Annotated in this window: 18 protein-coding genes; 8 read left to right on the forward strand and 10 right to left on the reverse strand. The window is 61.4% G+C overall.

The genetic code is table 11. The annotated features are described in order from the left end of the window. Positions 1-153 precede the first annotated feature (153 nt). Positions 154-843 (forward strand): tetratricopeptide repeat protein, encoded by a 690-nt coding sequence (locus IPI01_13190; GenBank protein ID MBK7258722.1) that lies wholly within the window; start codon positions 154-156, stop codon positions 841-843. An 87-nt stretch (positions 844-930) separates the two neighbouring features. Here the strand turns inward: IPI01_13190 and fbp are convergent, their stop codons facing one another. The 8 genes from fbp to IPI01_13230 form a co-directional block, all read right to left on the reverse strand. Continuing rightward, the gene (fbp, locus tag IPI01_13195) at positions 931-1944 is read right to left on the reverse strand and encodes a class 1 fructose-bisphosphatase (protein MBK7258723.1); all 1014 of its coding nucleotides are present in this window, start codon (positions 1942-1944) and stop codon (positions 931-933) included. Positions 1945-2075: 131 nt separating this feature from the next. Further along, positions 2076-3872 carry an ABC transporter ATP-binding protein gene (locus IPI01_13200; protein MBK7258724.1) on the reverse strand — a complete coding sequence of 599 codons (1797 nt, stop codon included), beginning with the start codon at positions 3870-3872 and terminating at the stop codon, positions 2076-2078. After that, positions 3872-5632 carry an ABC transporter ATP-binding protein gene (locus tag IPI01_13205; GenBank protein ID MBK7258725.1) on the reverse strand — a complete coding sequence of 587 codons (1761 nt, stop codon included), beginning with the start codon at positions 5630-5632 and terminating at the stop codon, positions 3872-3874. The genes IPI01_13200 and IPI01_13205 overlap by 1 nt, the downstream gene beginning before the upstream one ends. A gap of 4 nt (positions 5633-5636) precedes the next feature. Beyond that, a complete protein-coding gene (serS, locus tag IPI01_13210; protein ID MBK7258726.1) occupies positions 5637-6905 on the reverse strand; it encodes a serine--tRNA ligase in 1269 nt (422 codons plus the stop codon). Between the two features lie 33 nt (positions 6906-6938). Next, the gene (gene rfbD / locus IPI01_13215) at positions 6939-7862 is read right to left on the reverse strand and encodes a dTDP-4-dehydrorhamnose reductase (protein ID MBK7258727.1); all 924 of its coding nucleotides are present in this window, start codon (positions 7860-7862) and stop codon (positions 6939-6941) included. Continuing rightward, positions 7859-8725: a carbohydrate kinase family protein gene (locus IPI01_13220; GenBank protein ID MBK7258728.1), complete on the reverse strand. Its 867-nt coding sequence runs from the start codon at positions 8723-8725 to the stop codon at positions 7859-7861. The genes rfbD and IPI01_13220 overlap by 4 nt, the downstream gene beginning before the upstream one ends. A gap of 34 nt (positions 8726-8759) precedes the next feature. Beyond that, positions 8760-9218, reverse strand: coding sequence for a 5-(carboxyamino)imidazole ribonucleotide mutase (gene purE, locus IPI01_13225; protein MBK7258729.1), 459 nt, complete (start codon positions 9216-9218; stop codon positions 8760-8762). Between the two features lies 1 nt (position 9219). Continuing rightward, the gene (locus IPI01_13230; protein MBK7258730.1) at positions 9220-9972 is read right to left on the reverse strand and encodes a 1-(5-phosphoribosyl)-5-[(5-phosphoribosylamino)methylideneamino] imidazole-4-carboxamide isomerase; all 753 of its coding nucleotides are present in this window, start codon (positions 9970-9972) and stop codon (positions 9220-9222) included. Positions 9973-10079: 107 nt separating this feature from the next. On the opposite strand from IPI01_13230, the gene IPI01_13235 reads away from it, so the two are divergent. Further along, on the forward strand, positions 10080-11762 hold the full coding sequence (locus IPI01_13235; protein ID MBK7258731.1) for an alkaline phosphatase family protein: 1683 nt from the start codon (positions 10080-10082) through the stop codon (positions 11760-11762). Here IPI01_13235 and IPI01_13240 read toward each other — a convergent pair. Then, positions 11752-12849 (reverse strand): VWA domain-containing protein, encoded by a 1098-nt coding sequence (locus tag IPI01_13240; GenBank protein MBK7258732.1) that lies wholly within the window; start codon positions 12847-12849, stop codon positions 11752-11754. The genes IPI01_13235 and IPI01_13240 overlap by 11 nt on opposite strands. Continuing rightward, a complete protein-coding gene (locus tag IPI01_13245; protein MBK7258733.1) occupies positions 12849-14405 on the reverse strand; it encodes a sigma 54-interacting transcriptional regulator in 1557 nt (518 codons plus the stop codon). Before IPI01_13245 ends, IPI01_13240 begins: the two co-directional genes overlap by 1 nt. Positions 14406-14447: 42 nt before the next feature. Here IPI01_13245 and waaF point away from each other — a divergent pair, with 42 nt between their 5' ends. From waaF to IPI01_13275, 6 genes are all read left to right on the forward strand, one after another. After that, entirely contained in the window at positions 14448-15500 is a 1053-nt protein-coding gene (gene waaF / locus IPI01_13250) for a lipopolysaccharide heptosyltransferase II (GenBank protein MBK7258734.1), read from the forward strand. A gap of 13 nt (positions 15501-15513) precedes the next feature. Continuing rightward, positions 15514-16818 carry a 3-deoxy-D-manno-octulosonic acid transferase gene (locus IPI01_13255; GenBank protein ID MBK7258735.1) on the forward strand — a complete coding sequence of 435 codons (1305 nt, stop codon included), beginning with the start codon at positions 15514-15516 and terminating at the stop codon, positions 16816-16818. Beyond that, entirely contained in the window at positions 16815-18011 is a 1197-nt protein-coding gene (gene larC / locus IPI01_13260) for a nickel pincer cofactor biosynthesis protein LarC (protein MBK7258736.1), read from the forward strand. The genes IPI01_13255 and larC overlap by 4 nt, the downstream gene beginning before the upstream one ends. After that, positions 18008-19663, forward strand: coding sequence for a hypothetical protein (locus tag IPI01_13265; GenBank protein ID MBK7258737.1), 1656 nt, complete (start codon positions 18008-18010; stop codon positions 19661-19663). The genes larC and IPI01_13265 overlap by 4 nt, the downstream gene beginning before the upstream one ends. A gap of 117 nt (positions 19664-19780) precedes the next feature. Then, the gene (locus IPI01_13270; GenBank protein ID MBK7258738.1) at positions 19781-20551 is read left to right on the forward strand and encodes an SDR family oxidoreductase; all 771 of its coding nucleotides are present in this window, start codon (positions 19781-19783) and stop codon (positions 20549-20551) included. A 203-nt stretch (positions 20552-20754) separates the two neighbouring features. After that, positions 20755-21027 (forward strand): hypothetical protein, encoded by a 273-nt coding sequence (locus IPI01_13275; GenBank protein MBK7258739.1) that lies wholly within the window; start codon positions 20755-20757, stop codon positions 21025-21027. Positions 21028-21030: the final 3 nt, after the last annotated feature.

Here is a 21030-nt window from a genome sequence, read left to right on the forward strand (position 1 = left end):
ACAAGCAGCGCCACGGAGGGTTCCGGGGTCGACACCGGGGGACCCACGCCATGCACAGGACGGGCAGGATCTCAGAGTCAACTTGACATTGCATACCTTGTTTGATACATTTACGCCATACCGAACACCTAATCCTTTAAGGAGGAAGCCTCAATGAGCAGCAACGACAGAAGGTTCAACATTCTGGCAGGTCTCATGCCGGTGGCAGCACTGGTACTCTCGCTCTCCGTGTTCGGCTGCGGATCGTCCGAGGAGTCGATGGAAGAGTGGGAGAGTGCCCCGGCCGTATCCCCCACTGCGATGCTGGAATACCGCGTCGATAGCCTCCAGAACGAGAACCGCCGACTGCAGGATCAGATCGAAGCGGTGGCATCCGAGAACCGCAAGCTGACCGCACGGAATGCCGAACTCGAAACGAAACTCACCGAAGCGATGGCTGCTCCGCAGGCAACAACTCCGGAAGAAAAAGCCCCCAGCGTGCCCGGTGGCTATGACGGCGCACTCGCGAAGTTCCAGGCAAAGGATTATGCGGGCGCGATCGTGGACTTCAAGGCCCTTCTGGACAGCGGCATCGAAGCCAGTCTCGCAGACAACTGCCACTACTGGATCGGCGAATCCGAGTACGCCCAGAAGCATTTCAAGAGCGCGCTCAGCACATTCCAGAACATCACCGAACTCCCGCGCTCCGGCAAGAAAGCTGATGCAACGTTCATGATCGGCAATTGCCAGCTCGCACTCGGCAACAAGACGGCCGCGAAGGAAGCATTCCAGAAGGTCGTCGCCGACTTCCCGACCAGCGCTCTTGTCGAAAAAGCAAAGGCCAAGCTGACGAAGCTGCCCTGAACCAACCTCAGGCTGTAACAGCACGACCCCCTGGTCCCGACGACGGAACCAGGGGGTCGTTGCTTTTCTCACCTCCGGAATGTCCGGCTACGTCCGCTTGCCCGTCACGAACTCCGTTGCGATGCGCACATCTTCCACACTCCCGATGAACATCGGGCACCGCTCGTGCAGACTGTTCGGGATGAGGTCCAGCATGCGCTGCTCACCGTTGCTGCACGCACCGCCGGCCTCTTCGATGACGTACGCCAGCGGGTTGTTCTCGTACATCAACCGCAGCTTCCCGCGCGGATTCTTCGTGTCGCCCGGATAACAGTAGATCCCACCGTACAGCATCGTCCGGTGCACGTCCGCCACCATCGATCCGATGTACCGGGAAGTGTACGGACGCCCCGTCGCCCCATCCTCTTCCTTCAACCAGTGGACATACCGCTGCATCCCCGCACTCCAACGCCCGGCATTCCCTTCATTGACGCTGTAAATGGTCCCCTTCTGCGGGATACGGATGTTCTCATGCGACAACAGGAATTCCCCGACGCTCGGATCGAGCGTGAAGCCATGCACACCGTGTCCCGTGGTGTACACGAACATCATGCTGGATCCGAAAAGGATGTACCCGGCCGCGACCTGCTTGTTCCCGGCCTGGAGAATGTCCGCCATCGTCCCGGGACCTTCACTCGACACGCGCCGGTACACGGAGAAGATCGTGCCGATCGTTGCGTTGGCATCGATGTTGGATGAACCATCCAGGGGATCGTACAGCAGGACGTACTTGCCGTTGGGATAATGCGAAGGAATGTGGAGCAGGTCTTCGTTCTCTTCGGACGCCATCACACACAGGTGCCCGAGATGGTCCATCGCCCGGTAGATGGTCTCATCCGCGAAGACATCGAGCTTCTTCACGACGTCGCCGCTGATGTTCATCCGGTCGGTCTTCCCAAGGATGTTCACCAACCCGGCCTTCGTGACCTCCCGCCAGATCAGCTTCGCGGCGAGCGAGAGGCCGTGCAGCAGACTGGAGAATTCGCCGGTGGCACCCGGATGATTCCGTTCACCTTCAATGATGTGCCGTTCGAGGGTTACCAGACGGTCGGCGGTGCTCATGAGGGACTCCCGCAACGCGACCGGCCTGGCCGCGTGCCTTTTCGTTTCGCACCACGCGGGCGCACGACCGCCTGCTGGGCGGCAAGTGGGGAGGCTGCCGGGGTACGGCGGGTCTTGCTGCGCCGGGGTCCTTACTTCTTGCCCGGCACTTCCTGGTCCTTGTACTGCAACTGATACAACTTGAAGTACAACCCTCCTATCGTCAGCAACTCCTGGTGCGTCCCCATCTCCCGGATCTCACCCTTGTGCATGACCAGGATCTTGTTCGCCGACTGGATCGTGGACAACCGGTGCGCGATGACGATCGACGTGCGCCCGTGCAACAGCTTCTTGATCGCCTCCTGGATCACGAGTTCGGTCTCGGTATCCACACTCGATGTGGCTTCGTCCAGCACCAGGATGCGCGGATGATATGCGAGCGCACGCGCGAACGAGATCAATTGCTTCTGCCCCACCGATAACGTCGCCCCGCGCTCCTTCACCACCGCGTGGTACTGGCCGGGCAGGTTCTCGATGAACCGGTGGGCACCAACGACCCGCGCAGCGGCCCGAAGCCGGTCCTCCGGGATCGTCTCGTTGCCCAACCCGATGTTCCCTGCGATCGTTCCCGAGAAAAGGAACACATCCTGCAGCACCACGGCCATATGGCTGCGGAGATCCGCCTGCGTCACCTGCCGGATGTCGACACCATCCACCAGGATCTGACCCTTCTGAATATCATAGAAGCGTGCGAGCAAACTGATGATCGTGGTCTTGCCGGCACCCGTGTGGCCAACGATGGCGACGCTTTCACCGGCCCGGATCGTGAACGAGACGTTGCGCAGCACCCATTCCGGCTCGCTGCCATCCTTCGGTTCGTTGTACGTGAACCAGACGTTCCGGAACTCGATGTCGCCGCGTATGGTGCCGAGCGCCACCGGCTCCGCCGGGTCGGCGATCTTCGTCGTGTCGTCGAGCAGGCGGAACACGCGCTCGGAACTCGCCATCGCCGTCTGCATGATATTGTACTTCTCGGACAGATCGCGGATCGGACGCCAGAACATCTCATTGAACTGCAGGAACGCCATCACGGTACCGACCGTCACGACACCGTCCAATGCCTCGACACCGGCATACCAGACGATGAGGCCGACCGCGATCGCCCCGATGAGTTCCACGCCGGGATAGAAGATCGCGTAGTACAGGATCGACTTGATGTTCGCATCGCGATGCTGGCCGTTGATCTCCGAGAACTGCGCGTACGCTTTCTTCTCCCGGTTGAACACCTGATCCACGAGCATGCCGGTGATGTGTTCCTGCATGAACGTGTTGATGCGCGCGATGTACAGACGCACCTCACGGTACGCCTCCCGTGCCTTCCGGCGGAACAGGAATGTCCCGTAGAACAGCAACGGCAACACACTGAGCGAGATCAGCGCCAGGCGCCAGTCCATGGAGAACATGAACGCCAGGATCCCGATGATCGTGAAGATGTCGCTGAACACCATCACGATGCCCGACGAGAACATCTCGTTGAGCACCTCGATGTCGTTGGTGACGCGCGTGATGAGCCGCCCGATCGGATTCCTGTCGAAATACTTCGATCCGAGGTACTGCAGGTGCTCGAAGATCTCCATGCGGAGATCGAAGATGGTCTTCTGCCCGATCCACTGCGTGAGGTAGGCGTTCAGGTACTGGATGAAGCCGCGCGCGAGCATCAGGGCACAGAACCCCAGCGTGGTCATGAGCAACCCGTGCGGGTCGCTCGCCTTGATGTCCACATCCACGGCCTGCTTGATGAAGTACGGACGCACGGCCTCCATCCCCGACACGGCGATGCTGAGCACGATGCCCGTGACGACATACCAGCGGTACGGCTTCAGGTACTTCAGAAGCCGGCGCATCAGGGTGCCGTCGTATGCCTTGCCAAGGATTTCGTCTTCTTGCATCAGAGGTGCTCGATCTCGTCTTCCAGCAATTGTTTCCTGTGGAGTTCGGCATAGATGCCGCCCAGCCCCACAAGCTGGTCATGCGTGCCACGTTCCGTGATCCGGCCTTCATGCAGCACGATGATCATGTCTGCTTCTTTCACGGTCGAGATACGATGACTGATGATGATGCTCGTGCGCCCTTTCATCACGCCCCGGAGGCGCTTCAGGATCTCTTCTTCGGTATAGGTGTCCACCGCCGACAGGGCATCGTCCAGGATGAGGACCCTGGGCTGACGCATCAGCGCCCGCGCGATGCTCGTCCGCTGCTTCTGTCCACCCGACAACGTGATGCCTCGCTCGCCGAGAATGGTCTCATACCCGTGCGGGAATTCCGTGACATCCTTCCCCAGCTGGGCGATGTCCGCCACCTCCCGCACCCCCGCATCGCTCCCACCGTCCACGCCGTACCGGATGTTCTCCGCAATGGTCTCGGAGAACAGGAACGTCTCCTGCGGTACATACCCGATGTTCGTCCGGAGGACCTCCAGCGGGATCGTCCGTATATCGTGGCCGTCCACCAACAGCTCTCCGGCCGTCACGTCCATCAGCCGCGGGAGGAGGTTCACAAGCGTGCTCTTCCCCGATCCGGTGTATCCCACGATGGCAAGCGTGGTACCCGCCGGCACGGTCAGGGAAATGTCCGACAGCGTATCCCGGTCCGCACCCTTGTGGCGGAACGAAACATTCCGGAATTCCAGCCCGCCCTGGATCGTGGTCACGCTCCGGTCGGTGCCCGGGCCGTCCGTGATGTCCGCCGGCGTGTCCATGATCTTCATCAGCCGCCCCATCGACGCCGAACCCTGCTGCAGCATGTTGATGACCCACCCGAACGCGATCATCGGCCAGATGAGCATGCCAAGATACACGAAGAATGCCGTCCAGGTGCCCGTCGTGATCTCACCACTGATCACACGCATGCCGCCGAAGTACATCGTGAGGATGAGCGAGAAGCCGACCAGAAGGAACATCAGCGGCCACATGATCGACTGCACGCGGGCCAGGACGAGGTTCTTCTTGAGATAATCGAGGCTCAGCGCACGGAACAGCCCGATCTCGTACTGCTCGCGGACATACGCTTTCACCACCCTGATGCCGGAGAGGTTCTCCTGCGCACGCGTGGTCAATTCAGAGTACGTCGCCTGCCGCGCCTCGAACTTCTGATGCACGATCTTGCCAAGCCGGTACACGGCATACGAGACGAACGGCAGCGGGACCAGGGCGAACAGGGTGAGCTGCCAGTCGAGCGTGAGCATCACCGAGATCACCATCACGAAGGTCACAAGGGTGTCCGCGGGATACATGATGCCGGGACCGACCACATTGCGCACCGCACCGATGTCGTTGGTGGCATGCGCCATCAGGTCGCCGGTGGGTGTGTTCTGGAAGAACGAGAGGGACAACTTCTGCATGTGCGAGAGGAAGTCGTTCCGCAGATCGAATTCGATGTGCCGCGACGCAACGATCAGGGTCTGCCGCGTGAGGAACGAGAAGATGCCGGCGATCACCGAAGTGCCGACGACCGCCGCGGCGTACAACGCAAGACTCCCTGTCGCCCTGTCGCTCTTGAGCAGCACGGCGTTCAGGACATCGATGGCGCGGCCGATGAGCAATGGCTGGACGACCGTGAACAGATTGCTGCACACGACGGCGATGGCCCCGGTCACCAGAAGGCGACGGTGGCGGTTCAGGTACGGCAGCAGGCGCAGCAGTGGTTTCAACGGATCAGCCTATCACTTCAAAACCGGTGTACGAATGGAGCACGGCAGGAACAATGACCTTCCCCTCGGGGGTCTGGTACTGTTCGAGCAGCGCAGCGACGATGCGCGGCAATGCCAGCGACGATCCGTTGAGCGTATGGACCATCTCGGGCTTGCCGCCTCCCGCAGGACGGTACCGGATGTTCAGACGGCGCGCCTGATACGATTCAAAATTGCTGACCGATGAGACCTCCAGCCAGCGCTGCTGACCGACGGACCAGACCTCAAGATCGTACTTCTTCACCTGCGTGAACCCCAGGTCGCCGGCACACATCAGCAGGGTACGGTAATGCAAACCCAGTTTCTGCAACAGTTGTTCCGCCGTGGCGCGCATATCTTCCAGGGCCTGCATGGACCGCGCAGGATGCACCAGATTCACGAGTTCCACCTTGTCGAACTGGTGCAACCGGTTGAGTCCCCGCACGTCCTTCCCGTACGACCCGGCCTCCCGGCGGAAACACGGTGTGTACGCGCACAACTTCACCGGAAGCTGCTCCTCACCAAGGATCTCATCACGGTAGAAATTCGTGACCGGCACCTCGGCGGTCGGTACCATATAGAACCCATCCAGCGGGGCCACGTACATCTGCCCTTCCTTGTCCGGCAACTGGCCGGTCCCCGTCGCACTGTCAGCATTCACCATCAGCGGCGGGAGCAATTCGGTATATCCCGACGCCTCGGCATGGTCCAGGAAGAACGAGATCAACGCACGCTCGAGCTTCGCTCCCTTGCCGACATACACCGGGAATCCGGCACCGGTGATCTTCGTCCCGCGGTCGAAATCGATCAGGCCGAGCGATTTGATGAGCTCCCAGTGCGGCTTCGGCGTAAAGTCTATGACGGGCGGCGCACCCCAATGTGCGATGGGCTTGTTGTCCTCCGGCGTCCTGCCGTCGGGCACCGATGCATCAGGCAGATTCGGGATCTGCAGCATCACGCTGCGCAACTCCTCCTCAATGGTCTTCAACTCATCGTCCAGCGCCTTGATCTCGTCCGCAACCCCGCGCATCTCCGCGATCACCGCCGTGGCATCCTCCTTCTTCGCCTTCATCGCGGCCACCTGCTGCGAGACGGTGTTCTTCCGGCTCTTGAGCGCCTCGCCCTGCTGCACGATCGTACGACGGCGCAGATCGAGCCCGATGGCTTTGTCCACGTTCGCAGGGTCTTCGCCCTTGCGGAGGATGCCTGCACGGACCACATCGGGCTGTTCACGGAGGAGTTTGATATCAAGCATGGGTCAACGCTTTCCAATGGATGAGGTACGGTCCTATTTTCCGGCCCGGACAAGCTGGCTCTTCAGCAGCGCAAGCCCCTGGTCGACACCGGAGAGTTTCAGCCCGAGGTCCACTTCGGCCTTCAAGGTGATCAGGCCGGATCTGAGCGGACGTGCCGCGGGTTGGTTCAGCTGCGCGGTCTTGATCGGCTGGATCAGCGACGCATCCAGCCCGAAGGCCTTCGCCAGCGCTACGGCAAAATCGAACCGGCTGACAATGTCCTTGCCGGCTATATTATAGATGCCTCTCCGCTTCATTTCCATCGCACGGATCAGGCCGAACGCGAGGTCGTCCACCAGCGTCGGATTGCCGATCTGATCGTCGACGATGCGGACCGTCTGCCGTTCGCGCAGACTGTTCACCAGCCAGAGCGCGAAATTCGCTTTCACACCTTCCGCATACCCGTAGAGCACCATCGTGCGCGCAACGAAATACGGGACATCCGACGTCCGCAGCGCATTCTCGCTCGCAAGTTTCGATTTCCCGTAGTAGCTCAGCGGCTCAGGCCTGTCCTCTTCATGGTACGGGCCATTCTTGCCGTCGAAGACGTAGTCACTGGAGACGTGGATGATCGTTGCCGGCCGCTTCCGGGCGGCGTCGATCAGATGTTCCACGCCGCCGACATTGATCTTCCAGGCGATCTCCCGTTCGGTCTCGCACGCATCCACGTTCGTCATCGCCGCACAATTGATGATGACATCCGGATTCACCGAACCGACAAGATCCTTTACGGTCTTCCTGTTCGTGATGTCCGCCTGCATGTACGGCGCGGCAGGCATATCGCGGACAGGGGCCGACTCGATCGAGGTCAGCGTGACGTGATAATTGAACCCGCGGATCAGTTGCTCGGCCACCTTCTGCCCGAGCAATCCGTTGCTCCCGACCACCAGGACGCGTTCGACCTCAAGAGTGTTCATGCTGCCCCTCCGCCTGTCGCACTCGCCTGCGCCGATTCGGCGGCGGCAAGCACGTTGTGATTCTTCACATAATGATACAGGAACGCCGCGCCGAACTTGTCACCGCGCCCGACCGGAGAGCCGGCAGGATCGACAGACGGCACGGCAAGGTCGGTCCGGATCACCTTCTTCTGTTCGTTCAGATACACACGTACCCCGCGTGCGCCCCGTGTGATCAGGACGCCCTTCACCCCCAGCATCAGGATGTGGCCGACGGCACGCTCTTCCTCCATCCCTTCCACCGTCAGACCCGCCACCTCTTCCTCATTCATCTGTATCGTATCGATCATGAATGCCCAGCGGCGCCAGTCCGGCAACGGCCGGCGGAACCGCTCGTGACGCTCATTCACGCCAAGCGTCAGGCTGTGCAGGTCCAGGTGCACCGGGATCCCCTCATGACGCACCGCCATGCGGATCTCATCCAGGGTGTCGAGCGTGATGTCCGCACCCGAGATCATGTTGATCAGGATGCCGTGCACGTCAAGGTGCGGTTTGATCTTCGCGAACGGAATGGGCGGGGCAAGATCGTGCGTGCATGCCACGTGATCGTGCTCATTCCGATAATAGTAATGCACACGGTGAACGGGGGTCTCGTGGACGTACAGGCCATCGGTCTGAACGCCCTGCAACGCTTCGAGGCGCTCGCGCATCGCCGGGAGTTCCTTCCGCGAAACGCCGGCCACCGGCGTGAACCCATCGCCACGGCCCGCAAGGGCCGACATTGCACCGAGCCCGCGCAGGATCCCGCCAGCCTCTTCGCGCTCAACACCGTCGGGCGTGTGGAACACGTCCATCGAGAGGTGACCGATGATCAGCAATTTCATGAACGTACCGGAGAGTTATGCGTGGGAGGCACCTTCAGAACCTGGCACCGGCGGCCCGGAACTCACGCAACCGTGTCGTGAGCACGGGCTCGCCCAGCGCAAGGATCTCGGCGGCAAGCACCGCGGCATTCTTTGCACCGGCAGAGCCGATCGCTACCGTTGCCACAGGGATCCCCGCCGGCATCTGCACGATCGCGTACAGCGCATCCACACCCCGCAGTTCCGAGCCGGCAAGCGGCACGCCGATCACCGGAAGCGTCGTGTATGCCGCGGCGACACCGGGGAGATGGGCGGCCATGCCGGCTGCCGCGATGATCAGCGCATACCCGTTCTCCTCCGCCGACTTCACGAATGCCGCGGTGGCGTCCGGCGTGCGGTGCGCCGAGAGGATCTTGAGGTCCCACGGTATGCCGAATTTCGTGAGATAGTCCGTGCACCCCTTCATGACCTCTTCATCGGAGGTGCTGCCCAGCAGGACGGCGACCTTCTTCATGTCACACCTTCGCTGTATAGGGATAGTCTCTGGCTTCACACATGCGCCAGAGTGCCTGACAGGCAAATCTGTTCTGATAGAGCGCGCGCCCGATCACGACCGAATCGACGCCGTACGGCTCCAGTTCCTGAATGCGCAGGAGGTCTTCAAGCCCACCGACACCCCCCGATGCCGTGATACGCAATCCCGTTTTCTCGGCGAGCTCTTTGATCCTGGGAAGGTTCATGCCACGCATGGTGCCATCCATCCGGATGTCCGTGTAGACCATGCGCGTGAACCCGAGCGCCTTTGCATTGAGCGCCACGGTCATCGCGGTGAGCCCCGACGACTCCTCCCAACCATTCGTCGCCACGATGCCATCCATCGCATCGATGCCGAGTATGATCCGGCTCGCCGTGTACGTCTCGATCAGCGACCGCGCTTCGTCGGGATTCTGGATCACCATCGTGCCGACTCGAACACGGTAGACCCCGAGATCGAACGCCTTCTTGACTTCCTCAGCATCGCGCAATCCGCCACCAAGAGCAATGGGGATGTCCACCTTCTCCACCATACGCTTGATGGTGTCGGTGTTCACAAGGTGACCGGCGCGCGCACCATCGATGTCGGTGACGTGGAGGGACTTGGCGTTCTCAAGACGGCAGAGACGGGCCATATCCTCGGGGGCATCGGAATACGCGAATCCTTCAACCCCCTGGACCATCTGGACGGAGCGCCCGCCACGTATCTCAATAGCAGGAATAACGAGGATCATATGTTAAACTTGCGTAAAATCTGCCTGATTTTCAAGCCACCCCTTTTTTCTGTCGCTATCCCTGTGTACCATATGCTCATACTCTCACAGTACGGATATCACGAGACATGCGCCTCTTCCATCTCGCCAGTATCATGCTGGCAACGACTCTCGTTCTCTCGATCAATGCGGGTAATGCGGCATCACCTGTTGCCACACCCCGACTGGTGGTCATTGTCACCCTGGATCAGTTCCCCTACGACTACCTCGCCCGGTACCAGCAATTCTACGGCCAGGGTGGGTTCCGGTACCTGCTGGACGGCGCCGTGTTCACGAACGCATCCTACAAACACGCCAATACCTCCACCGGCCCCGGCCACGCCGTGATCCTGAGCGGAACGTACGCCAGGACGAATGGCATCTCCCGCAACTCCTGGTACGACCGGAACCTCGGACGGAGCATGTACTGCGTCGAAGACCGGTCCGTGGAGATCCTCGGTGCGAAGGCAGAGGGCCGCTCCCCGGTGAATTACAAGACCTACACCTATGGAGACATGCTCCGCATCGGGACAGCGTTCAAGGCGAAGTCCATCGCGATCTCGAACAAGGACCGCGCCGCCATCCTGCCCGGCGGCAAGCTCGCCAACATCGCCCTCTGGCAGGTGGATTCGGCGTTCGTTTCCTCGACCTACTACGTCAAGGAACTTCCGCCCTGGGTGAAAAAGTTCAATGCCTCCGGCATGGTCAACTCCTTCTTCGGAAAGACATGGGAACGCACCCTGCCACCAGCAGCATTCGCCCTGGTGGATAGGGATGACGCACCCTACGAAGGCTTCCCTGCCGGTCAGGGTCGCACGTTCCCGCATCCGATCGTGGGTGATTCCGCTTCCCATATCACATCATCATACTACGGTTCGCTGCTCGGCAGTCCCTACGGCGCCGAAGTCCTTGCTGCCCTCGCCCGCGAAGCGGTGATCGGCGAACAACTCGGCACCCGCGGCGTGACGGATATGCTCAGCGTGAGCTTTTCGTCACCCGACTACGTCGGGCACGAGTACGGCCCGAACAGCCAGGAGATGCTGGAGATGAATGTTCAGATGGACCGGATCCTCGCGGACTTCTTCCGGTTCCTGGATAAGCAGGTGGGTCTCTCGCAGTGCGTCATCGTGCTCACGGCAGACCATGGCGTGTCCACCATCCCCGCTTACGTGAGCCACACTATCGGGCGCGCGATCTTCCAGAAGCTGGACGGCAAAGCGATCAGAGCCCGTGCCGAATCGCTCCTTACCGCAAGATTCGGTACACCGGGTTCCGGCAAATGGGTCGAGAGCCTCTCTGCCGGCTCCCTCTTCATCGCGCCTGCAGCCCTGGCACACGCCGGGGTCACCGCAGAGGTCGCCGCCGGTGTCGTCTGCGACGATATGCGCCGCAGACCCGAAGTCGTGGCCGCGTTCACGCGAGGACAGATCCTTGCGCTGACCGATGGTTCCCGATTGGAGCAACGCCTGCGGAACAGCTTCAATGATGAACGCAGCGGCGATGCGATCATCGTCTACAGTCCGTTCTACAAGGACAACCCGGACGAACACGGCGCGTCGCATGGCGATCCGATCGAATCGGATGCCCACGTGCCGGTGATCTTCCGGGGACCGGGGATCAGGCCAGGGACCTACGACGCGGATGCAAGCCCGGCGGACATCGCGCCGACATTGTCGGCCCTGACAGGCGTGGAATTCACTCCGTTGCGTGAGGGGCGGGTATTGCTCGAAGCGCTGAACCGTTCTGCCGGCCCAGCAAAGGTCAGGCGTTGAAACGCTTGCGCCTGTTGCGGATGTAATCCACAAAGAGGAATTGACCCAGGGTGCTCAGGGACGAGTAGTATGCTCGTCCCTGATTTGCTTTGGTGAGTTCTTCCACGAAGTTGACGAGGTACGGATCCTGCGCGATCATGAACGTCGTGATCGGGATGTGCTCGCGGCGGCACGCCACAGCTTCATCGAGTGTCTTGTTCACGATCTTCGGATCGAGCCCGAAGGAGTTCTTGTACAACCGCCCACCGGGCATCGTGATCGCCGAGGCCTTGCCGTCGGTGACCATGAAGATCTGCTTGTTCACATTCCCCCGCCGGCGCAAGAGGTCACGCGCAAGCTGCAGGCCCGCCCGCGTGTTCGTGTGGAACGGACCCACCGTCAGGAACGGCAACTCCGCGATGCTCACGAGCTTCGCGTCATCTCCGAAACACACCAGTGCAAGATAGTCGTTCGGAAAGCGCGTCATGATGAGCTCGGCAAGCGCCATCGCAACCTGCTTCGCAGGGGTGATCCGGTCCTCGCCGTACAGGATCATGCTGTGACTGATATCGATCATGAGGACCGTCGCACAGCCGGTCTGATGCTCGGTCTCATAGACCTCCACATCCTCCTCGGCGAGATTGAAGTTCTCGATCCCGTCGCGGCGGAATGCGTTGGTGAGCGTGGAGGTGAGGTCGATGTCCGTCGGCTGATCGCCGAACATGAACTTGCGCGTTTCGTTGAGACGTTCCACGCCACGCCCGGAGAACGGCGTCTCATGGGTACCGCTCGGAGCCTTCTTCAATGATGTGAAGATCTCGTTCAGCGCGTCCTGCCGGATGCGCTTGATGCCCGACGGCGTGAGGGTCAGGCCGCTCTCCGCATCGGCGATGAGGCCCATCGCACGCAGCTTGTCGATGAGATCGTCCATCGTGAGGTTCTCATCGAACACCCCGTGCTCCTCCGCAAGCTGGCGGAGCCATGCCAGCGCCTCTTCAACATCCCCACTGGTGCCGGTCACCAGGTAGTTGAAGAGCGACACGAGTTGTTGAAGCCGCTGGTCGTCGGTGGCCGCGTCGGGCCGCCAGCGGCTGTAGATGAACCGCATTACTCTTCGTCCCTCATGTGCCTGTCCACGGGAAAGATGCTTCCCACCATGTCCTTGTACGAGATCACATGGTCCACCTCATCGCGCGCGATACGCGAGTGCTGATGCAGCCCATCCAGAACGAACTCCATCATCGCCGGCCGGTCCAGGGCCGGATCAAGCCCCGGCTTCAGCCGTTCCACAAGATCCCGCAACCCTTTCACCGCCTCCAGCGCCTTCCGGTACTCCGCCGCAGGCATATCGTCGCTCAACTCCAGCCGGTTGCCGGCCTCGAACCAGTGAACGATCGCGCCATAGTCACCTTCGGCGGCTTTCGGCGGGGGGGCTTCCTGCTCTCCGCTCTTGCGCTGACGCTTGCGCAGGGGGTCGGGGAAGTAGCGCGAGAAGATCTCACGCACGGCCTTGCCGACAAGCGCACGGCTGACCTTGACGCTCCCCTCCTGTTCGCCTTCGAACACGAGTTCCACTTTACCGGTGAGCCCGGGCAGGATGTGCGGCAGATCGCAGATCCGCGGCATCACCACGGCGTCGCCGGTCACAATGGCGCGCCGCTCCGCATTGCTGACGAGGTTTTCCATCGCCGCAATGGTGAGGCGCGCGCTTACACCGGACTTCTGATCGACGAACTCGTTCGTCCGGGCTTCAAATGCGACCTGCTCGATGATCTCTTTGAAGAAATGCGGCACGCGCACCTCGCGACCGTCCCGTGCGATGTGCGCCTCCTGCTCCGTGATGCGGATCGCGTCGTCCATCGACCGCGGATAGTGCGTCAGGATCTGGGAGTCGATGCGGTCCTTCAGCGGCGTGATGATGTTGCCGCGATTGGTGTAATCCTCCGGATTCGCGGTGAAGACCAGCATCACATCCAGCGGGATCCGGATGTTGAACCCGCGGATCTGGATGTCCTTCTCTTCCAGGATGTTGAAGAGCCCGACCTGGATGCGCGGCTGCAGATCCGGCAATTCATTGATCGCAAAGATCCCGCGATTGGTGCGCGGGATGATGCCAAAGTGGATCGCCCCTTCGTGCGCATAATGCAAACGTTGCGATGCCGCCTTGATCGGATCGATATCGCCGATGAGGTCAGCGATCGTCACATCGGGGGTCGCGAGCTTCTCTCCATACCGGCGCGACCGGTGAAGCCATTCGATCGGGGCATCGTCGCCCTTCTCCCGGATGAGGTCCACGGCATACTTGCTGACAGGCGCAAAGGGATCATCGTTGATCTCGCTCCCCTTCACCACGGGAACGTATTCATCCAGGAGCGTGTACAGGAGCCGGACGATGCGGGTCTTCGCCTGCCCGCGAAGCCCGAGCAGGATGATGTCGTGCCGGGCCAGCAGGGCGTTGGTCAGCGCAGGAATGACGGTGTGTTCGTAGCCGATGATCTCGGGGAACAACGGCGCCCCCGAACGGAGGCGGGCAATGAGATTCTCGCGGAGTTCGTCGCGGACCGGCCGGACGGCATAGCCGCTCGCCCGCAAACCACCCAGTGTTTCCGGCTTCCCGGCGGGCCACCGGTCGCCGGCGTGAACGTGCTGTGCCTGTGAGTTCATTGCAATTACCGCGGAAAAATGGTACAATGGGAAAGAGCCGGCATGGATCGCTTACTGACTACAACATTGATTATCCGGTTTAGTTCCGTCGGCGATATCATCCTCACGTCACCGCTCATTCGGACGTTGCGTACCCGCTTTCCGCACTGCCGCATTGACTTCCTGGTCAAAGAGGATCACGCCGACCTCATCCGGCACAACCCGCATCTCTCACAGACGCTGCTCCTGCCGAAGGGAAGCGGTCTGACGGAATTGCGTCGCATCCGCACGCAGATCCGGTCGTCCCGCTATGATCTGATCCTCGATATGCACGACAACCTCCGCAGCCGGTTCCTGACGCTCGGGCCAACTCCGGTCGTGCGGTACAACAAGCGGCGGTTCGCCCGGTTCATGCTCATCAACGCACATCTCGATCTGTACCGCTGGACCGGAGGCGCACCGCCGATGCACCAGCGGTACCTCGAACCTCTTGCGCCGTATGGCGTGGTGGACGATGGGGCCGGCCCGGAGGTGTTCGTGACCGGCGAGATCGAGGCGTCTGCCACGGCGATCCTTGCCGCCGCCGGCCTCCCTCCCATGCAACGGGCGATCGGCGTCTGCCCGTCGGCACGACACGCGACCAAGATGTGGGACGCAGGCCGCTTCGCGGCCGCGGCATCAACCCTCGCACAGGAACGCGGGCTGCCCGTCCTGCTCTTCGGGTCACAGGAAGAACGTGGCCGGTGCGAACAGATCGCGCAAACGATCCGTACAGACCCGGCATCGACACAGGTCATCAACATGGCCGGACTGTGCACGCTGCTCGAAACCGCCGCGGCCATGGACCGCTGCGCCGTGGTGCTGACCAACGACACCGGACTGATGCACCTCGCCGCTGCTCGCACGTGTCCGATCGTGGCGGTGTTCGGGCCGACCGTCCGTCAGTTCGGCTTCTTCCCGCACGGGGAACACAGCATCGTCATTGAACACCAGGCACTCTCCTGCCGCCCGTGTTCGGCGATCGGCGGGGCGACATGTCCGAAGAGGCATTTCCGTTGCATGAACGATATCGAGCCACCGCGTGTGATCGAGGCGGCGCGCTCACTTCTCCATTGATCCCGGATACCGTATGCACACCATCTGGCGCCTCCTGTACAATGTGATCTTCATTCCACCGTTCTGGACGGCACTCCACATCCTCGGACTCTTCAACCGGAAGGTCGCGCGCGGTATCGCCGGACGAAAGACACTGTTCGCCGATCTTGAGAAGACCATCGCGGCCATGCCGGCGGGTCCGCGTGTCTGGGTGCATGCCTCGTCCATGGGAGAGTTCGAACAGGCGAAGCCCATCATCGCCGCCCTGAAAGCACGGCACCCCGATGTCCGCATCATCGCGTCGTTCTTCTCGCCGTCGGGGTACGAGCATTCACGCAAGTACACCCTTGCGGATGCGATCGTGTACATCCCCTTTGATTCTCCGGGAGGCGCGCGCCGCTTCATCGAACTCATGCGGCCGGATGTGGCCGTGATGGTCCGCTACGATATCTGGCCGAACCACATCTGGGAACTCCGTGCCCGCTCGATCCCGGTGATCATCGCCAATGCCACCATGAGCCGGCGCACCCTTCGTCGCCTGCCGCTCCTCCGATCGATGCATCAGTCCGTGTACAACTGCATCGACAGCATCCTGACCGTCGCGGAAAGCGACGTCGCGGCATTCAGGGCATTCCGCCTGAAACGGCCCACGGTCAAAGCCATCGGCGATACACGGTACGATCAGGTCGCCACCCGCAGTGCCGAGGCACGGAAACGCCACATCGTCCCGCCCGCAGTGGTCGCGGGGAAGAACGTGATCGTTGCGGGAAGCACCTGGCCCGAGGACGAAGCAGTCCTCCTCCCGGCGTTCCTCGGCCTTCGCGAGGAACGGGCGGACCTGCTGCTGATCCTCACCCCGCACGAGCCCACACTGGAACATATCGAAGGGATCGAGCGCGAACTTGCCGGACGCGCCACCACCATCCGCTTCTCGGCGTTGAATGAATACGACGGACAGGATGTGATCATCGTGGACAGCATTGGCATCCTGCTCGTACTGTATGCAAGCGCACACCTTGCGTATGTGGGCGGCAGTTTCCGCCAGGGGATCCACAATGTTCTCGAAGCCGCCGTCTACGGCATCCCGGTCCTCTTCGGCCCCAAACACAGGAACTCGCACGAACCGCTGATGCTCGTTGAGCGCGGCGGCGCATTCATCGTGACGAACGAGGAAGAATTCCGGACGACGGCGGGGAATCTGCTGCGCGATGACCGGATCCGGACCACGGCCGGGGACCGGGCATCATCGTTCGTCCGGTCGCATCTCGGTGCCACAGAACAGATACTCACGTTCATCGAGCCACTTCTCACCACACGGAGCAACGGAACCCCGCGATGAGGATCGCTTACTTTGATACCATCGCCGGCATCGCCGGCGACATGACCATGGCCTCGCTGATCGCAGCAGGGGTCCCGTTCGACGAACTCGTCGAAGAACTGAAGAAACTCAACGTCCCGGGCTTCGAACTCACCGCCCAGCATGTCCGCCGGAGCGCGATCGATGCGGTCCATTGCGACGTGGTGATCACGCACGCGCCGCACTACCACCGTCACCTGAAGGACATCCTCGCGATCATCGGGAACTCCTCCCTCTCCGCCGGAGTGAAGGAACGGGCATCGGCGATCTTCACCGTGCTCGCCCATGCGGAAGCCAAAGTACACAATTCGACGATCGAGAAGATCCACTTCCATGAAGTGGGTGCCCTGGATTCCATCGTGGATATCGTCGGCACCTGCATCTGCCTGGAAAAGCTCAGCATCGAAGCAGTCTACTCGTCACCCGTGCGCCTCGGCAGCGGCGGCATCGTCAAGACCCAGCACGGCATGATGCCCACCCCCACACCGGCCACGGCGGAGATCCTGCAGGACTATCCCGTGGTCCTGACGTCCGTGCCGGAAGAATTGACGACACCCACAGGCGCAGCGATCATCAAGGCGCTGTCGCGCGGCATCCTCACCGACGAACCGTTCCGGATCCATGCCGTGGGCTATGGGGCGGGCACGAAGGAATTCGAAGGGCTCCCCAACCTCCTGCGTGTGGTGGTGGGCGAACTCGCGGATGACCACCACCGCGACGGCTCGGTGGTGCTCGAGACGAATATCGACGATATGAATCCGCAGCTCTACCCGTACATCATCGACCGCCTGCTGGCCGCCGGCGCACACGACGCGTATCTCATCCCGGTGGTCATGAAGAAGGGCCGGCCGGGCATACTGCTGTCGGTATTGACGGATCCCTCACGCACGGAGGAGATCAGCAATGTGATCTTCCGGGAGACATCCTCCATCGGCCTGCGCGTGCAGACCGTCGGAAGGAGGAAGCTCTCGCGCACACCGCTGACCGTGACGACCTCCTTCGGGCCGGTGAAAGCGAAGGCGGTGGAACGCGACGGCACCACGGTGGTCACCGCCGAATACGAAGAATGCAAGCGCATCGCCGGCGAGCGGAATATGCCCCTCGCGGAAGTGATGCGCATCGTCAATACAGAACTCCGCTCATCACCACCCACATTTGAGGAGCCACACGCATGATGCTCACCCGGACACTCACAGGCCTGCTGCTGGCCGCACTCGTTGCATTCTCCTGCACCTCACATCAGGAACAGAAGGCCATGGACCCACTGGCACAGAAGGCGGCGCGATTCGTGCCCGCCCCGATCACCAGCGACACCACCAGGCTCTCCCCCGGCAACCGCGAGGCACTCCGCCTGGTGATCGAAGCGGCACGCGTGATGGATACGCTCTACCGCCGTCAGGTCTGGAGCGGGAACGAAGCTCTCCTGAAGAAACTCGAGGAGGACACCACCCCGGAAGGGAAGACGCGTCTCGCCTACTTCCACATCAATCAGAGTCCGTGGTCGCAATTGGACCACAATGAGCCGTTCATCGACGGCGTACCCAACCCCCGTCCACCGATGGCGAACTACTACCCCGGGGACATGACGAAGGAAGAGTTCCAGAGCTGGCTGTCCCGCCTGCCGGAAGCCGAACAGCAGCAGGCAACAGGATTCTTCACCGTCATCCGCCGCAACGCCGACAGCTCGCTGAAGATCGTCCCGTACAACGTGGAATATGCCGCGGAGCTCGGCCGTGCTGCCGGACTCCTGCGGTCCGCCGCGGCAGCCACGGACAACGCGTCGCTGAAGATCTATCTCCTCAAGCGCGCCGATGCGTTCCTGAGCAACGACTACTATGATAGTGACGTGGCATGGATGGACCTCGATAGCCCGATCGATGTCACCATCGGGCCCTACGAAGTATACATGGACGACCTGTTCAACTATAAGGCGGCGTTCGAAGCGTTCATCACGCTGCGCAACGACGAGGAGTCCGCAAAGCTCGCGAAGTTCTCCGGCCTCCTGCAGGATATCGAGAACAACCTGCCGATCGACCCGAAGTACCGCAATCCGAAACTTGGCGCCCTCGCACCGATCCGGGTCGTGGATGAGGTGATGACCGGCGGCGAGTCGCGTGCCGGCGTGCAGACCGCGGCGTTCAATCTCCCCAACGACGAACGCGTCACCGCCGAAAAGGGGAGCAAACGTGTGATGCTGAAGAACGTCCAGGAAGCGAAGTTCTCGAAGATCCTCACCCCTATCGCTGCGATCGTCCTCGATCCGTCGCAGAAGGATTCCCTCGCCTTCGAGCCGTTCTTCACGCATATTCTCGCCCATGAACTGATGCACGGCCTCGGGCCGCACACCATCATGGCCGACGGCAAGAAGACCACCGTGCGCCAGGCGATGAAGGAACTCAGCTCGGCGTTCGAAGAAGCGAAAGCCGATATCTCTGCACTGTGGGCGTTGCAGTACCTGATGGACAAAGGGGTCATCGACCGGTCCGCCGAACACCAGATGTACATCACGTATCTGGCCGGCGTGTTCCGGTCGGTCCGTTTCGGCATCAAGGAAGCCCATGGCCGCGGTATGGCATTCCAATTCAACTATCTCGCAGATGCGGGCGGGTTCGTCTACGACGAGAAGTCCGGCACGTTCAAGGTGGACATGAACAAGATCAAGCCTGCGGTCCGCGACCTGACGGCCCTGATCATGACCGTCCAGGCCGAAGGCAACTATGCCAGGGCCAAAGAACTCCTCGAGACCTATGCCGTGATGCGTCCGCCGATGGAGAATGCCATGAAGAAACTCGAGGCCATCCCGGTGGATATCGTTCCGGTGTTCTGATCGTTGTAGGCGCGGCGCATGCCACCTGGCCGCTGACATTGCAGCATCGGTGTACGCGCGGTGCATGCACCGCCCGTGCGCATCACCACGACGCAACACACTAAAGACACCATACGAATGCCATCCCTCAAAGACACCATCGTCCTCATCACCGGCGCCAGCAGCGGCATCGGCGAAGCCAGTGCACGGCTCTTCGCCCGCGAAGGATGCGCGTTGATCCTCGCCGCACGACGCATGGACCGGATCAGCGCATTGGCCGGCGAACTCCGCACCGCACACGGCATCCGCACGCTCACCATGGAACTGGACGTGCGCAGCCGGAATGCGGTCGAAGCCGCCATCGCCGAGCTCCCCGATGAGTGGGCCGACATCGACATCCTCGTCAACAACGCCGGACTCTCGCGCGGAATGAGCAAACTGCACGAGGCACAGGTGGAAGATTGGGAGGAGATGATCGATACGAATGTGAAGGGGCTCCTGTACGTGTCGCGTGCGGTTGTCCCCGGAATGGCGGCACGCAAACGCGGACACGTCATCAACATCAGCTCCATAGCGGCACACCAGACGTACCCCGGCGGCAATGTGTACTGCGGCAGCAAGGCCGCCGTCCGCGCCATCACGGAAGGACTCAGGATGGACCTGCTCGGCACCGGCGTGCGCGTCTGCGCCATCTCGCCCGGCATGGTGGAGACCGAATTCAGCATGGTGCGGTATCACGGGGATGAACAGCGCGCAGCAAAGACCTACGAGAACATGAAGCCGCTCACCGCCAACGACATCGCAGAGATCGTCCTCTTCGCCGCCATGCGGCCGGCGCATGTCGACCTGCCGGAGATCATCGTCATGCCGGTGGACCAGGCATCGGTCTACCACGTCCACAGGGGGTGAGAGGCGGTCGCGTCGCCCCCGGCGTGGCGGACACGCATTCTCGTGTAGAGGCGGTCGCGTCGCCCCCGGCGTGGCGGACACGTATTCTCGTGTAGAGGTGGTCGCGTCACCCCCGGCGTGGCGGACACGTATTCTCGTGTAGGGGCGGTGCATGCACCGCCCTTCCATGGTATCTCTTCACGCCGCATCCAGGGAACACCCGTATGACGGATATCCTGTTGTTCAACGACGAGAACCTCGCGGCCCAGGTGAATACCGCCCCCTTCACCCTGGGATTCTATACCCTGCGCTTCTATACGGAGAACGGGAAACCGGTGAACCGCGTGACATCCACCATCGAGGAATTCTATCTGTATCCGTCCGGCGGCACCTTGCGTGATTCCTCCTTCAACCTTATCTTCTACGATTCGCGCTTCGATACATACAGAGGCTTCCAGCTCCCTCACTTGCGTACCCACGATCCCCGCCACCCATGACCT

The organism is Ignavibacteriota bacterium, from assembly GCA_016707525.1.
In the GTDB taxonomy this organism is placed as follows: Bacteria; Bacteroidota; Ignavibacteria; order UBA10030; family UBA6906; genus JAGDMK01.

Excerpts from the sequence above, each read along its gene's own strand:
- IPI01_13190 (MBK7258722.1), top strand. The coding sequence starts at position 154 with ATGAGCAGCAACGACAGAAGGTTCAACATTCTGGCAGGTCTCATGCCG.
- fbp (MBK7258723.1), bottom strand. The coding sequence starts at position 1,944 with ATGAGCACCGCCGACCGTCTGGTAACCCTCGAACGGCACATCATTGAA.
- IPI01_13200 (MBK7258724.1), bottom strand. The coding sequence starts at position 3,872 with ATGCAAGAAGACGAAATCCTTGGCAAGGCATACGACGGCACCCTGATG.
- serS (MBK7258726.1), bottom strand. The coding sequence starts at position 6,905 with ATGCTTGATATCAAACTCCTCCGTGAACAGCCCGATGTGGTCCGTGCA.
- rfbD (MBK7258727.1), bottom strand. The coding sequence starts at position 7,862 with ATGAACACTCTTGAGGTCGAACGCGTCCTGGTGGTCGGGAGCAACGGA.
- IPI01_13220 (MBK7258728.1), bottom strand. The coding sequence starts at position 8,725 with ATGAAATTGCTGATCATCGGTCACCTCTCGATGGACGTGTTCCACACG.
- purE (MBK7258729.1), bottom strand. The coding sequence starts at position 9,218 with ATGAAGAAGGTCGCCGTCCTGCTGGGCAGCACCTCCGATGAAGAGGTC.
- IPI01_13230 (MBK7258730.1), bottom strand. The coding sequence starts at position 9,972 with ATGATCCTCGTTATTCCTGCTATTGAGATACGTGGCGGGCGCTCCGTC.
- IPI01_13235 (MBK7258731.1), top strand. The coding sequence starts at position 10,080 with ATGCGCCTCTTCCATCTCGCCAGTATCATGCTGGCAACGACTCTCGTT.
- IPI01_13240 (MBK7258732.1), bottom strand. The coding sequence starts at position 12,849 with ATGCGGTTCATCTACAGCCGCTGGCGGCCCGACGCGGCCACCGACGAC.
- IPI01_13245 (MBK7258733.1), bottom strand. The coding sequence starts at position 14,405 with ATGAACTCACAGGCACAGCACGTTCACGCCGGCGACCGGTGGCCCGCC.
- waaF (MBK7258734.1), top strand. The coding sequence starts at position 14,448 with ATGGATCGCTTACTGACTACAACATTGATTATCCGGTTTAGTTCCGTC.
- IPI01_13255 (MBK7258735.1), top strand. The coding sequence starts at position 15,514 with ATGCACACCATCTGGCGCCTCCTGTACAATGTGATCTTCATTCCACCG.
- larC (MBK7258736.1), top strand. The coding sequence starts at position 16,815 with ATGAGGATCGCTTACTTTGATACCATCGCCGGCATCGCCGGCGACATG.
- IPI01_13265 (MBK7258737.1), top strand. The coding sequence starts at position 18,008 with ATGATGCTCACCCGGACACTCACAGGCCTGCTGCTGGCCGCACTCGTT.
- IPI01_13270 (MBK7258738.1), top strand. The coding sequence starts at position 19,781 with ATGCCATCCCTCAAAGACACCATCGTCCTCATCACCGGCGCCAGCAGC.
- IPI01_13275 (MBK7258739.1), top strand. The coding sequence starts at position 20,755 with ATGACGGATATCCTGTTGTTCAACGACGAGAACCTCGCGGCCCAGGTG.